Source organism: Streptomyces sp. NPDC040589, assembly GCF_055594445.1.
On sequence record NZ_JBVIWP010000001.1, the window covers coordinates 1,012,891 to 1,025,700 of the forward strand.

Consider the following 12,810-nt stretch of genomic DNA (forward strand, 5'->3'; position numbering starts at 1 on the left):
GACCACTGACGCCCAGCACCCCGCACGCCATCACCAGAGGGCCACTCACGGGCGACGCCTTCCAGGTCAACCGCCACCGGCCACCCCCGGACCTGACCGCGCCACCCGACCCGCCAGGGCGACGACCACTGACGCCCAGCACCCCGCACGCCATCACCAGAGGGCCACTCACGGGCGACGCCTTCCAGGTCAACCGCCACCGGCCACCCCCGGACCTGACGCGCCGCCGGACCGGCCCCGGCGACGACTCACCCCCAGGCACCGGCACCACCGCGGCGCTGCCGATGCCTTCAAGGTCACCCGCCGCCCGCCACCGCCGGATCCGACGCACCGCCCGACCCGTCCGGGGCACGACGGCCGGTGTCCGGGAGTTCGTCCTCCTTGCTCTGCGTCGCCGTCCAGGCCGCGCAGAACAGCACCAGCTTCGAGGTGAAGTTGATCCACAGCAGCAGGGCCACGGGCACGCCGAACGCGCCGTACATGCTCTTCGCGGCGACGCCCTGGAGGTAGCCGCTGAGGAGCAGTTTCAGGAGTTCGAAGCCGACCGCGCCGGTCAGTGCGGCGACGATCAGGCGGTGGCGCGTGGGCTCTACGCCGGGCAGGAGCGTCAGGACGTAGAGGAGGAGCAGGAAGTCGGCGAGGACGGCGACCAGGAACGCGGCGATCCGCAGCAGGGCCCCGCCCCAGCCGCCCTCGTCGATGCCCAACTGCCGGATGATCCAGCCGACCATCGCGGAGGCCACCGCCGAGGCGGCGAGGGTGACGAGGATCGCGCCGCCGAGACCGACCAGGACGCCCGCGTCCTTGGCCTTGCGCAGGACCGGGTTCTCCTCCTCCTCGGGCAGCTCCCACACCGCGCGCAGACACTCGCGCATGGAGCCCGCCCAGCTGATGCCGGTGAAGAGCAGCAGCGCGCCCGCGATGAGACCGATGGCACCGGCGTTGTCCACCAGGCCTGAGATGTCCAGCTGGTCGGAGATGCCGGGCACCTGCTCGGCGATCTTGTCCTGCAGCTTGTCCTGCTGGTCCTTGCCGAGCGTGGCGGCGGCGATCGCGGCGGCCACGGTCAGCAGCGGGAACAGCGCGACGAAGCTGGTGAAGGTCATCGCGGCGGCCAGCCGCGTCCACGCCACGCGGTCCAGCCGCTCGTACGACCGCCACGCGTGCGTGATCATCAGCCGGGTCGCCCACGGCCCGACGACCGGAAGCTTTTTCAGCCAGTCCATGATCCGCTTCTGCCCTCCGCCCGGAACACCCATGTACGGGTACCCCAGAACCGCAGAATCGTGGCCAGAGCCATACCGACGACCGCACCGGAGACCGTGTCCGCACGCTGGGAGGTCAGTCCGAGGCCGTAGTGGCTGACGGCGAGGCAGAGCAACTGGACGGCGGCACCGGCGAGGTTCACCGCGCAGAAGACGGCGTACGGGCGCCAGCCCCGGCCCCGCGCGGATCTGTAGGTGCCGAGGGCGTTGCCCGCGTAGGCCACCGAGCAGGCGGCCACGAAGGACAGGGCCTTGGCGGTGAGCGGGTCGAGTCCGGCGGGGCCGCGAAGGCAGGTGAACAGGGCCAGGTCGACGGCGTAGGCGAGGAGACCGGCGGTGGCGAAGCCGGTCAGTTCCCGGCGCGAGGGGAGGGCTGACCGGCTTCGCCACGCGCGCGTGGTCACCAATTGGCCACCGCCAGGCCGTACATCGCCATCCACACCAGGCCGATGAGAGCGAGCGCCCGGTCGCGCAGGACGACGTCCTCGGGTTCGCCGGCCGTGCCGCGGTCGGCGAAGACGGCGTATCTGAGGATGGCGAGGATGAAGGCGACCATGGACAGCTGCCGCCAGGGCAGCACGCTGGTGTGCGGGACGCCGCCCTCCTCCATGGCCCACAGGCAGTAGCCGAGGACGGCGACCCCGGCCGCGAGCTGCCAGACGAAGCGGAGGTAGTCGCTGGTGTACTCGGTGAGCAACGCGCGCGTGGCGCCCGCCTTCCCGGCCATCTGCACGGCTTCGGAGTAGCGCTTGGCCGACACCATGAACAGCGCGCCGAAGCCGGTGGTGATCAGGAACCAGCGTGACAGCGGGATGCCGAGGGCGAGTCCGCCGATCATCGCCCGCATCAGGAAGCCGGTCGTGACGACGGCGAGGTCGACGACGAGGACGTGTTTGAGGCTGATGCAGTAGGCCAGTTGCATGCCGAGATAGGCGGCCAGCAGGGCGGCGACGGCCGGGGAGCAGAGCCGGGCCGCGGCGGCGGGCGCGAGGACGGCGAGGACGCCGCCGACGGCGTAGGCGACGGGCACCGGGACCTGCCCGGCGGCGACCGGGCGGTGCCGCTTGGCGGGGTGGGCCCGGTCGGCTTCGGCGTCGCGGGCGTCGTTGACGAGGTAGACGGCGGCGGCGCAGGCGGTGAAGAGGACGAAGACGAGGGCGAGTTGCGTCAGGGCGTGCCGGGAGAAGAGCTCGCCCGCGGCCGCGGGGGCGGCGACCACCAGGATGTTCTTGATCCACTGCCGGGGGCGCGCGGTCCTGAGGAGACCGGCCAGGAGACTGCCCTTGCGGGGTGGTGCGGGCGGCTCCCCGCCCGCGCGCTGCCGCAGGACGGCCGTCTCAGTCATGGCGGGCGCCTCCCTCCACCCAGCGGGCGCCGAGCCGGGCGGTGAGCGCTCCGAGGGCGGCGCCGGCCGCGACGTCCGAGGGGTAGTGGACGCCGGCCACCAGCCGTGAGACGCACACGGCGGCGGCGAGGGGCGGGACCGCGCGCGCTCCCAGGGCGCCGAAGGCGACGGCGGCAGCCGCGGCGGAGGCGGCGTGTGAGCTGGGGAAGGAGTGCCGGCCGGCGGTGCGCACCAGGGGCTCGACATGCGCGGGGCGCGGTCGGCGCACGACCCGTTTCACGCCCATGCTGACGAGATGCGCCCCGGCGGTCAGCGCCGTGCCGCGCAGCCAGGCGCCGCGCCGTCCGCCGTCCACGGCGGCTCCGGCGAGCCCCGCCGCCAGCCACAGCGCCGCGTGCTCCCCGGCCCAGGACAGGGCACGCGCGGCGCCTGCCACGCGCGGGTCGGTGCCGCACACCCTGAGCGCCGAAACGATCCGGTGGTCCATGTCGTGCAGGTCGTCGAGGTCGTCCATGTGGACTCACTGTTCACGCCCGCGCGGCCCGAACTCCGGCAATATTGAGCGACATCCCATTAATCACCCATTTCGGGGAGGGATGCCATGTTCGCTAACTAATCGCTCACAAGAGGGCGATACGGTCACGGACATGTCTGCCGACACCGATTCCGCCCCGGACGTCATGGGCCCGGACCACACCACCGTCACCGGCTGGGGCCGCACCGCTCCCACCGCGGGCTGGCTGATCCGTCCGAGGACGTACGAGGAGGCCGCGGCGGCCGTCCGGGAGTGCGGGGCCCGCGGCGGGATCCCCCGGGGCCTGGGACGGGCGTATGGGGACGCGGCGCAGAACGCGGGCGGGTCCGTGCTCGACATGACGGGCCTGGACCGCGTCCACGCGATCGACGCCGCCGGCGGGACCGTGCTGTGCGACGCGGGCGTCTCCCTGCACCGGCTGATGCAGGTGCTGCTGCCGCTCGGCTGGTTCGTGCCGGTCACCCCCGGCACGCGCTACGTCACCGTCGGCGGGGCGATCGGCGCCGACATCCACGGCAAGAACCACCATGTCTCGGGCTCGTTCTCGCGGCACGTGCTGTCCTTCGAACTGCTCACCGCCGACGGCGAGATCCGCACGGTGGTCCCCGGCACGCCCCTGTTCGACGCCACCGCGGGCGGCATGGGGCTGACCGGCGTGATCCTCACCGCGACGATCCGCCTCCAGCCGGTCGAGACCTCGCTGATGTCGGTCGACACCGAACGGGCCGCGGACCTCGACGACCTGATGGCCCGGCTGGCGGCCACCGACCACCGCTACCGCTACTCGGTCGCCTGGATCGACCTGCTGGCCCGGGGCGCCGCCACCGGCCGGGCGGTCCTCACCCGCGGCGACCACGCGCCCCTGGACGCGCTGCCCGCCCGCCTGCGCTCGGACCCGCTGGCCTTCCGCACCGCCCGCCTCCCGGCCGCCCCGGCCCTCGTCCCCGAGGGCCTCCTCAGCCGGACCACCGTGGGCCTCTTCAACGAGCTCTGGTACCGCAAGTCCCCCCGCGCGCGAATCGGCCGACTCCAGCGCATCTCCGCCTTCTTCCACCCCTTGGACGGGGTGCCCCACTGGAACCGGGTCTACGGCCGCGGCGGCTTCGTGCAGTACCAGTTCGTCGTCGGCCACGGCCGGGAGGACGCGCTGCGCCGCGTCGTCCGCCGTATCTCCGAGCGCCGCTGCCCGTCCTTCCTGGCCGTCCTCAAGCGGTTCGGGGAGTCCGACCCGGGCTGGCTGTCGTTCCCCGTGCCGGGCTGGACGCTGGCGCTGGACATCCCGGCGGGGCTGCCCGGCCTCGGGGCGTTCCTCGACGAACTCGACGAGGAGGTCGCCGGCGCGGGCGGGCGCGTCTACCTCGCCAAGGACGCCCGGCTGCGTCCGGAGCTGCTCGCGGCCATGTACCCGCGCCTGGACGACTTCCGCGCACTGCGCGCCGAACTGGACCCGCACGGGGTGTTCGTGTCCGACCTGGCCCGCCGCCTCCACCTCTAGGGGGCTTCTGATGGATCTCCGTGGAAGAAGGAGCGGCGTTCGGTGCGTGGCGAGAGTGCGTGCCGGGCGTCGCGACGCCGCGGAGATCCATCAGAAGCCCCCTCGGCACTAGGAGCTGTCATGAAGGACGCCTTCGGTCTCCCCCAGTCCCTGCTCGTCCTCGGCGGTACGTCGGAGATCGCGCTGGCGACCGCCCGCCGGCTGGTCGCCCGCCGCACCCGCACGGTCTGGCTCGCGGGCCGCCCCTCGGCCGCCCTGGAGGAGGCCGCCGGGCGGCTGCGCGGACTCGGGGCCGATGTGCACACCATCGCGTTCGACGCGCTCGACCCCGGCTCCCACGAGGCCGTGCTCGGCAAGGTCTTCGCCGAGGGCGACATCGACATGGTGCTGCTCGCCTTCGGCCTGCTCGGCGACCAGGCCCGTGACGAGCGGGAGCCGGAGGCGGCGGTGCGGGTCGCGCAGACCAACTACACCGGCGCGGTCTCGGCGAGCCTGGTGTGCGCCCGCGCGCTCCAGGCCCAGGGGCACGGCTCCCTGGTCGTCATGTCCTCCGTCGCGGGCGAGCGGGCCCGCCGCGCGAACTTCATCTACGGCTCCAGCAAGGCCGGCCTCGACGCCTTCGCGCAGGGGCTGGGCGACGCGCTGCACGGCACGGGCGTGCACGTCATGGTCGTACGCCCCGGCTTCGTCCGTACGCGGATGACCGCCGGTCTGCCCGAGGCGCCCCTGGCGACCACGCCCGAGGCCGTCGCGACAGCCGTGGAGCTGGGCTTGCGCCGCCGCTCGGAGACGGTGTGGGTACCGGGCGCCCTGCGCGTGGTGATGGCGGCACTGCGCCACCTGCCGCGCGGGGTGTTCCGGCGGCTGCCGATCTGAGACCGCGCTCAGGGGCGCGGGGTGTAGTCGACTTGTGGCTACCACCGCGTGGGCGCGACAAGCCACAGACGCCCCGCGGCCGCCGTCCCGAGGGCAAGCGCCGCTTCAGCGCGGGGGCGACGCGGGCCGCTTGAGCACGAGGCGACGCGGGCCGCTTGAGCACGAGGCGACGCGGGGCACTTGAGCACGAGGCGACGCCGGCCGCTTGAGCACGAGGCGACGCCGGCCGCTTGAGCACGAGGCGACGCCGGGCACTTGAGCACGAGGCGACGCCGGGCACTTGAGCGCGAGGCGACGCCGGCCGCTTGAGCACGAGGCGACGCGGGGCACTTGAGCACGAGGCGACGCCGGCCGCTTGAGCACGAGGCGACGCCGGGCACTTGAGCACGAGGCGACGCCGGCCGCTTCCGCGCCCGAGCAGCGCCCGTCGCTTCAGCGCGTCGGGACCGAGCCGCGTTCCGTGGGGCCCGCCTGGGGTGGGACGACCGCGCCGCCGAAGGGGAAGTCGCGGAGCTTGCGCCAGACGCCGTCGGCGCCCTGTGCGTAGAGGGCGAAGCCGGTGCAGGGCCACTCGGCCTCGTAGCCGGCGAGTTCCTCGAAGGCGCGGTCCATCGCCGCCTCGTCGATGCCGTGCGCCACCGTGACGTGCGGGTGGTACGGGAACTGCAGTTCACGCGGGACCGGCCCGGCGGGGTCGCGGACCTGCTGCTGGAGCCCCGTGCAGGCCTCCGCTCCCGAGGCGACCTGGACGAACACGACCGGCGACACGGGCCGGAACGTGCCCGTGCCGGACAGCCGCATGGGGAACGGCCGGCCGGCCGCTGCGACCTCGGTCAGATGCGCCTCGACGGCCGGCAGCGCGGCCTCGTCGATCTCCGTCGGCGGCAGCAGGGTGACGTGTGTGGGGATGCCGTGAGCCGAGGCGTCGCCGAAGCCCGCGCGCAGCTGCTGGAGCTCGCTGCCGTGAGGCTCCGGGACCGCGATCGAGACACCGATCGTTACGGTCCCCACGTCGTCTCCTGTCGTTCAGTTGGCGGGTCGCTGATACGACCACCCGGTTATCGACTGTACGGCCACTGCCGGGTTACGGGCAGGCGCAACCAGAGTGATGTACAGCGCTGTCCGGTGGTACGGCTGTGCGCGGGGGCGGGTTCAGTGCTTGGCGGGCAGGAAACCGACCCTGTCGTACGCCTGGGAAAGGGTCTCCGCGGCGACCGCGCGTGCCTTCTCGGCGCCCTTGGCGAGGATCGAGTCGAGCGTCTCGGGGTCGTCCAGGTACTGCTGGGTGCGCTCCCGGAACGGCGTCACGAAATCGACCATGACCTCCGCGAGGTCCGTCTTGAGCGCGCCGTAGCCCTTGCCCTCGTACTTCTGCTCCAGCTCGGCGATGGTCTCGCCGGTGAGGGTCGAGTAGATGCCGAGGAGGTTGCTGATGCCGGGCTTCTCCGCCGCGTCGTAGCGGATGACGGTGTCGGTGTCCGTGACCGCGCTCTTGACCTTCTTGGCGGTGGCCTTCGGCTCGTCGAGGAGGTTGATGAGGCCCTTCGGCGTGGACGCCGACTTGCTCATCTTGATCGTCGGGTCCTGAAGGTCGTAGATCTTCGCCGTCTCCTTCAGGATGTACGGCTTCGGCACGGTGAAGGTCGGGCCGAAACGGCCGTTGAAGCGCTCGGCGAGGTCGCGGGTGAGCTCGATGTGCTGGCGCTGGTCCTCGCCGACCGGGACCTCGTGGGCCTGGTAGAGCAGGATGTCCGCGACCTGGAGGATCGGGTACGTGAACAGGCCGACGGACGCGCGCTCGGCGCCCTGCTTGGCGGACTTGTCCTTGAACTGGGTCATCCGGCCGGCCTCGCCGAAGCCGGTGAGGCAGTTCATGATCCAGGCGAGCTGGGCGTGCTCGGGGACGTGGCTCTGGACGAAGAGCGTGCAGCGCTCCGGGTCGAGACCGGCGGCGAGGAGCTGGGCGGCGGCCAGGCGCGTGTTCGCGCGCAGGTCCTTCGGGTCCTGCGGGATGGTGATCGCGTGCAGGTCGACGACCATGTAGAACGCGTCGTGGGTCTCCTGGAGGGCTACCCACTGGCGGACGGCGCCGAGGTAGTTGCCGAGGTGGAACGAGCCGGCGGTGGGCTGGATGCCGGAGAGCACGCGGGGACGGTCAGAGGCCATGTTTCTTATTGTCTCAGAGACCTCGGGGGGATCGGTTCGCGGGGAACTGCGGGCCGGTGGGGCCCATTCGCGCGGTTCCCCGCGCCCCTGAGGACGCTGCCCCTGAGGGCATTCGTCAGCCGAGGTCGATCTCCGGGTACAGCGGGAAGCCCGCGACCAGGTCCGTCGCCCTGTGGGAGATCTCGTCGGCGATCTTCGCGTCGAGGACGTGGGACGCCTTGGAGGGGGCGCCCGACTTGGTCGTGCCCGCTTCCGTCGCGGTGAGGACGCGGTCGATGAGGCCGGCGACCTCGTCCATCTCCGCCGTGCCCAGGCCGCGGGTGGTCAGGGCCGGGGTGCCGATGCGGATGCCGGAGGTGTACCAGGCGCCGTTCGGGTCGGCGGGGATCGCGTTGCGGTTGGTGACGATGCCCGAGTCGAGCAGGGCGGCCTCGGCCTGGCGGCCGGTGAGGCCGTAGGAGGAGGCGACGTCGATCAGGTTGAGGTGGTTGTCCGTGCCGCCCGTGACCAGCGTGGCGCCGCGGCGCATCAGGCCCTCGGCGAGGGCGCGGGAGTTGTCGACGATGCGCTGGGCGTAGTCGCGGAAGGACTCCTGGCGGGCCTCCGCGAGGGCGACGGCCTTGGCGGCCATGACGTGCGGGAGCGGGCCGCCGAGGACCATCGGGCAGCCGCGGTCGACCTGGTCCTTCAGGGAGTCGTCGCACAGGACCATGCCGCCGCGGGGGCCGCGCAGCGACTTGTGGGTGGTCGTCGTCACGATCTGGGCGTGCGGGACCGGGTCGAAGTCGCCGGTCAGGACCTTGCCCGCGACCAGGCCGGCGAAGTGCGCCATGTCGACCATCAGCGTGGCGCCGACCTCGTCGGCGATCTCGCGCATGATCCGGAAGTTCACCAGGCGGGGGTAGGCCGAGTAGCCCGCGACGATGATCAGCGGCTTGAACTCGCGGGCCTGGGCGCGCAGGGCCTCGTAGTCGATCAGGCCGGTGGCCGGGTCGGTGCCGTAGGAGCGCTGGTCGAACATCTTGCCGGAGATGTTCGGGCGGAAGCCGTGGGTGAGGTGGCCGCCTGCGTCCAGGGACATGCCCAGCATGCGCTGGTTGCCGAAGGCCTGGCGCAGCTCCGCCCAGTCGGCCTCGGTCAGGTCGTTGATCTGGCGGACGCCGGTCTTCTCCAGGAAGGGCACCTCGACGCGGGCGCCGAGGACGGCCCAGAAGGCGACGAGGTTGGCGTCGATGCCGGAGTGCGGCTGGACGTAGGCGTGGCGGGCGCCGAAGAGCTCCTTGGCGTGCTCGGCGGCCAGCGACTCGACGGTGTCGACGTTGCGGCAGCCGGCGTAGAAGCGGCGGCCGATGGTGCCCTCGGCGTACTTGTCGCTGAACCAGTTGCCCATGGTCAGGAGCGTGGCGGGGGAGGCGTAGTTCTCGGAGGCGATCAGCTTGAGCATCTCGCGCTGGTCGGCGACCTCCTGGCCGATGGCGTCCGCCACACGGGGTTCCACGGTGCGGATGACGTCCAGCGCGGCGCGGTAGGCGGTGGAAGCGGGGGAGAGTTGCTCGGGCATGGGGGACCTCCGGACGTTGCGTTCAGCGTTCACGGTACGGCCCAGGCGCACGGCACGGTTCCGGTCCCCGGCGTTCAGCCAGGTCCGGGGGCCGCTTCCCGATGGTCGGTCCCATCCCAGCACGCCAGTCACGGCCCGGCGATCAGCCTACCGGCTGGGGCGGGGGAGCGTCTGCCGGGTCACTCCTCGCTGCCGGGTGCGGGTGCGTGGGGGCTGGTCGCGCAGTTCCCCGCGCCCCTGAAAAGCAGGTCGCTAAAGGATCACGTGGGGCAGGAACCGGGCGTACTCGTCCGTGATCAGGCCCGAGGACTCTCTGATGCCCAGGCCCGCCGACTCGTCTTCCACCACCCATGCGCCCAGGACCACCCTGTTGCCGTCGAAGTCGGGCAGGGGGGCAAGCTGCTGGTAGACGCAGGGTTCGTCGCGGACGAAGGGGTCGGTGCCGGGGTCGTGGATCGTGACGCCCGCGCCCTCTCGGCCGAGGAGGGGCTTGGCGACCCAGCCCTGGGCGGGCAAGTCGCGGGGGCCGTCCAGGTGGGCCGGGAGGAGGTTCGGGTGGCCGGGGTACAGCTCCCAGAGGATCGCGAGCAGGGCCTTGTTGCTGAGGAGCATCTTCCAGGCCGGTTCGATCCACAGGGTGGAGCCCGTGCCGCCGCCGTTGTCGAGGGTGTCCAGGACGTGGCCGGCGAAGCGGTCGGTGGTGAGCCACTCCCAGGGGTAGAGCTTGAAGGCGCTGCGGATGAAGCGGAGGCGCTGGTCGACGAAGCGGCCGGAGAGGCGGTCCCAGCCGATCTCCTCCATGGAGATCCAGTCGGTCTCCAGGCCCGCCTGCTCGGCCGTCTCCTTGAGGTAGGCGACCGTCATCAGGTCCTCGCCGAGTTCGTCGGCGGAGGAGTACGCGAAGTACAGGGGGCTGCCCGGCGGGAGGAGGGCGGCCTGCTTCTTCCAGGCGTCGATCAGGCGTTCGTGGAGGGAGTTCCACTGGTCGGCGCCGGGGAAGCGCTCCTCCATCCAGAACCACTGGGGTGACGCGGCCTCCACCAGTGAGGTGGGGGTGTCGGCGTTGTACTCCAGGAGCTTGGCCGGGCCGGTTCCGTCGTAGCGGAGGTCGAAACGGCCGTAGAGGGAGGGGAGTTCGGCGCGGCGGTGCCAGGACTCGGCGACCGCGTGGGCGACGCGGGGGTCGGTGATGCCGAGGTCCGCGAAACGGTCCTCGGCGACGATGTGGCGGGCCGCCTCCAGGCACATGCGGTGGAGTTCCTCGACGACCTCTTCCAGCGCCTCGATCTCCGGCAGGGTGAAGACGTAGTACGCGCTCTCGTCCCAGTAGGGGCGCAGGGAGTCGTCGGGGTAGCGGGTGAGGGGGTAGATCAGGCCCTGTTCCTCGACGGTCTGCTGCCAGCCGGGGCGGGGCTCCATGGTGCGGCGTTCCATCTGCCCGGGCCCGTTCAGCCGCCGCCGCTGCCGGAGCCCGAGCAGCCGAAGCCGCCGCGGTCCACGGCCTCGCTGCGGCTGAAGGTGCCGTTGTCGGCGTAGCCGCCGCTGACGTCGGCGTCGTAGTACCAGTCGGCGTTCGTGGTCGTGGTCTTGCCGGTCTTCTTGCGGCCCTTGCCGTAGGAGGAGCCGGACGAGGAGGACGCGTTGCAGTTCTTGTCGGCGACGATCTTGTAGCCGTTGATGTAGTCGTAGCTGTCCCGGTCCACACAGCGGCGGTCCGGGTCGGAGCCGCAGGCGGACAGGGCCGCCGCGAGGACACCCATGCCGCCCAGCACCACCGTGCTGGAGCGCAGTCGCCGCCGTGTCTCGGCCATGTTCGTCTCTCCCCCGTGTTCTTCGTGTCGTGTACGGCGTCGGGTACCGCTTCGTGTACCGCGCCGTGTACTGCCGAGCGGTCAGCCTAGAGATCGGTGCGAGCGGGCGTGCATGCCCCCCTGCCCGCACCCCCTCCCCTACTGTCGTTTTGTGATCTTTGGAATGGTGTGCGCCCTTGGTGCGGCCGTCTGCTTCGGTACGGCGACGGTGTTGCAGGCGATGGCCGCGCGGTCGGCGGCCGCGACCGGTCCGGGCGGGGACGTGGCGCTGCTGTGGCGGGCGCTGCGGCAGTGGCGGTATCTGGTGGGGCTCGCGCTGGACGGGCTCGGCTTCCTGCTCCAGATCGTGGCGCTGCGGTCGGTGCCGATCTATGCCGTGGGGGCGGCGCTGGCCGCGAGCCTCGCGGTGACGGCCGTGGTCGCGGCGCGGCTGCTCAAGGTGCGGCTGAGCCGCATGGAGTGGGGGGCGGTGGGGGTGGTGTGCGCCGGGCTCGCGCTGCTGGGTCTTGCGGCCGGGGCGGAGGGCGACGAGACGGGGCCGGCCTGGCTGAAGTGGGCGATGCTCGGGGCGGCCGGCGGGGTGCTGCTGCTCGGGGCGGTGGGCGGGCGGCTGCCGGAGCGGGGGCGGGCGCTCGCGCTCGGCCTGGGGGCCGGCTGCGGGTTCGGGGTGGTGGAGGTGGCGGTCCGGCTCATCGACGGGCTGTCGCCCGGGGAGCTCTTCACGAATCCGGCGGCGTACGCGCTGGTGCTCGGGGGCGGGGCCGCGTTCCTGCTGCTGACCTCGGCCCTGCAGCGCGGGTCGGTGACCACGGCGACCGCCGGTCTGGTGCTCGGGGAGACAGTCGCGCCCGCGCTGATCGGCGTGGTGTGGCTCGGGGACCGTACGCGGGAGGGGCTGGGCTGGCTGGCGGTACTCGGTTTCGCGGTGGCGGTGGCCGGGGCGCTGGCGCTTTCGCGGTTCGGGGAGGCACCGGTGGAGTCCGGGGGCGGGGCGTCCGGGGAAGCCGGGGAGGACGCGGTCGCACCGAAGTGAGCTGGGCTTTTCCGCAGGGGGTGCGCGTGCCGTAAGGCTTCACGTTCCGGACGACTTCCGGGCAGCCGGAAAATTGTTTGTTGAATCTTGAACGCGCGGGAACCGCTTTCCGTATGGGACGACGTGACCAGTAATCCCGTCACGGTCACCGTGGCCTATCGCGTGATGCCGGGCCGTGCGGCCGACTTCCACTCCTGGGGGTGGGCCATGCTGGGCGCGACCGCGCGGCAGCCGGGGTTTCTGGGGGGTGGGGTACTTGTCGACGGAGGGGCGGAGTGGCATGTCGTCTATCGCTTCGCCAGCGAGGGGTCGGCCCTGGCCTGGGAACAATCGCTTTCCCGGACGCAGTGGGACGCCCGGCTGGAGGGGGTCGCCCGGGAGGCGGAGCGCCGGAGGGTGCCGGGCGCCCGGGCCTGGTTCGAAGCGCAGACTCTGACGCCCGCGCCGCCGGCACCGCCGAAGAAATGGAAACTGTGGTTCGTGAATATGAGCGCGGTTTTCCCGCCGGTGCTCCTGTTCAATCTGACGGTGCTTCCTTATCTCGGTGATCTCAATGCACTGATACGCACGCTGTTGTTATGTCTGTGTGTGACCGCCCTTGTCACCTGGATTCTCATGCCGCGCCTCCAGCGTTTCTTCAGGAAATGGCTGTACCCGTCGCTCCAGGCGCTTCGTGGGCGGCACAAACGCCGGGCCACGTAGGTCCGCGAACGAACAGAGGGA

13 protein-coding genes are annotated in these 12,810 nt (G+C 71.9%); 4 read left to right on the forward strand and 9 right to left on the reverse strand.

The genetic code is table 11. The features are described 5' to 3' along the window. Positions 1-296: 296 nt before the first annotated feature. Genes ACZ58V_RS04615 through ACZ58V_RS04630 form a run of 4 tightly spaced genes read right to left on the reverse strand, consistent with a single transcriptional unit; the run spans position 297 to position 3,124 of the window. The gene (locus ACZ58V_RS04615) at positions 297-1,226 is read right to left on the reverse strand and encodes a YihY/virulence factor BrkB family protein (protein ID WP_468187260.1); all 930 of its coding nucleotides are present in this window, start codon (positions 1,224-1,226) and stop codon (positions 297-299) included. Beyond that, on the reverse strand, positions 1,214-1,669 hold the full coding sequence (locus tag ACZ58V_RS04620; RefSeq protein WP_468187257.1) for a GtrA family protein: 456 nt from the start codon (positions 1,667-1,669) through the stop codon (positions 1,214-1,216). The genes ACZ58V_RS04615 and ACZ58V_RS04620 overlap by 13 nt, the downstream gene beginning before the upstream one ends. Next, on the reverse strand, positions 1,666-2,610 hold the full coding sequence (locus ACZ58V_RS04625; RefSeq protein WP_471288330.1) for a decaprenyl-phosphate phosphoribosyltransferase: 945 nt from the start codon (positions 2,608-2,610) through the stop codon (positions 1,666-1,668). The genes ACZ58V_RS04620 and ACZ58V_RS04625 overlap by 4 nt, the downstream gene beginning before the upstream one ends. Next, positions 2,603-3,124, reverse strand: a complete 522-nt coding sequence (locus ACZ58V_RS04630) for a phosphatase PAP2 family protein (protein WP_468187254.1) — start codon at positions 3,122-3,124, stop codon at positions 2,603-2,605. The genes ACZ58V_RS04625 and ACZ58V_RS04630 overlap by 8 nt, the downstream gene beginning before the upstream one ends. A gap of 133 nt (positions 3,125-3,257) precedes the next feature. Between ACZ58V_RS04630 and ACZ58V_RS04635 the strand changes: the two genes are divergently transcribed. Together ACZ58V_RS04635 and ACZ58V_RS04640 are read left to right on the forward strand one after the other, a co-directional pair. Then, a complete protein-coding gene (locus ACZ58V_RS04635) occupies positions 3,258-4,640 on the forward strand; it encodes an FAD-binding oxidoreductase (protein ID WP_468187252.1) in 1,383 nt (460 codons plus the stop codon). Between the two features lie 120 nt (positions 4,641-4,760). After that, positions 4,761-5,516: a decaprenylphospho-beta-D-erythro-pentofuranosid-2-ulose 2-reductase gene (locus ACZ58V_RS04640; RefSeq protein WP_468187250.1), complete on the forward strand. Its 756-nt coding sequence runs from the start codon at positions 4,761-4,763 to the stop codon at positions 5,514-5,516. Positions 5,517-5,948: 432 nt separating this feature from the next. Here ACZ58V_RS04640 and ACZ58V_RS04645 read toward each other — a convergent pair whose 3' ends face one another. From ACZ58V_RS04645 to ACZ58V_RS04665, 5 genes are all read right to left on the reverse strand, one after another. Further along, the gene (locus ACZ58V_RS04645) at positions 5,949-6,527 is read right to left on the reverse strand and encodes a 2'-5' RNA ligase family protein (RefSeq protein WP_471288336.1); all 579 of its coding nucleotides are present in this window, start codon (positions 6,525-6,527) and stop codon (positions 5,949-5,951) included. A 141-nt stretch (positions 6,528-6,668) separates the two neighbouring features. Further along, entirely contained in the window at positions 6,669-7,682 is a 1,014-nt protein-coding gene (gene trpS, locus ACZ58V_RS04650; RefSeq protein ID WP_468187245.1) for a tryptophan--tRNA ligase, read from the reverse strand. Between the two features lie 115 nt (positions 7,683-7,797). Then, entirely contained in the window at positions 7,798-9,294 is a 1,497-nt protein-coding gene (locus tag ACZ58V_RS04655; protein ID WP_468187243.1) for a glycine hydroxymethyltransferase, read from the reverse strand. Positions 9,295-9,495: 201 nt separating this feature from the next. Then, the gene (locus tag ACZ58V_RS04660; RefSeq protein ID WP_471288339.1) at positions 9,496-10,677 is read right to left on the reverse strand and encodes a glutathionylspermidine synthase family protein; all 1,182 of its coding nucleotides are present in this window, start codon (positions 10,675-10,677) and stop codon (positions 9,496-9,498) included. Positions 10,678-10,691: 14 nt separating this feature from the next. Next, positions 10,692-11,054 (reverse strand): hypothetical protein, encoded by a 363-nt coding sequence (locus ACZ58V_RS04665; protein WP_468187239.1) that lies wholly within the window; start codon positions 11,052-11,054, stop codon positions 10,692-10,694. A gap of 163 nt (positions 11,055-11,217) precedes the next feature. On the opposite strand from ACZ58V_RS04665, the gene ACZ58V_RS04670 reads away from it, so the two are divergent. Both ACZ58V_RS04670 and ACZ58V_RS04675 read left to right on the forward strand, forming a co-directional pair. Further along, a complete protein-coding gene (locus ACZ58V_RS04670) occupies positions 11,218-12,087 on the forward strand; it encodes a DMT family protein (protein ID WP_468188271.1) in 870 nt (289 codons plus the stop codon). A 123-nt stretch (positions 12,088-12,210) separates the two neighbouring features. Then, entirely contained in the window at positions 12,211-12,789 is a 579-nt protein-coding gene (locus ACZ58V_RS04675; RefSeq protein ID WP_468187237.1) for an antibiotic biosynthesis monooxygenase, read from the forward strand. Positions 12,790-12,810 lie beyond the last annotated feature (21 nt).

Bases quoted from the DNA above. Each gene is read 5' to 3' on its own strand.
- ACZ58V_RS04615 (WP_468187260.1), bottom strand. From the start codon at position 1,226: ATGGACTGGCTGAAAAAGCTTCCGGTCGTCGGGCCGTGGGCGACCCGG.
- ACZ58V_RS04625 (WP_471288330.1), bottom strand. From the start codon at position 2,610: ATGACTGAGACGGCCGTCCTGCGGCAGCGCGCGGGCGGGGAGCCGCCC.
- ACZ58V_RS04630 (WP_468187254.1), bottom strand. From the start codon at position 3,124: ATGGACGACCTCGACGACCTGCACGACATGGACCACCGGATCGTTTCG.
- ACZ58V_RS04635 (WP_468187252.1), top strand. From the start codon at position 3,258: ATGTCTGCCGACACCGATTCCGCCCCGGACGTCATGGGCCCGGACCAC.
- ACZ58V_RS04640 (WP_468187250.1), top strand. From the start codon at position 4,761: ATGAAGGACGCCTTCGGTCTCCCCCAGTCCCTGCTCGTCCTCGGCGGT.
- trpS (WP_468187245.1), bottom strand. From the start codon at position 7,682: ATGGCCTCTGACCGTCCCCGCGTGCTCTCCGGCATCCAGCCCACCGCC.
- ACZ58V_RS04660 (WP_471288339.1), bottom strand. From the start codon at position 10,677: ATGGAACGCCGCACCATGGAGCCCCGCCCCGGCTGGCAGCAGACCGTC.
- ACZ58V_RS04665 (WP_468187239.1), bottom strand. From the start codon at position 11,054: ATGGCCGAGACACGGCGGCGACTGCGCTCCAGCACGGTGGTGCTGGGC.
- ACZ58V_RS04670 (WP_468188271.1), top strand. From the start codon at position 11,218: ATGGTGTGCGCCCTTGGTGCGGCCGTCTGCTTCGGTACGGCGACGGTG.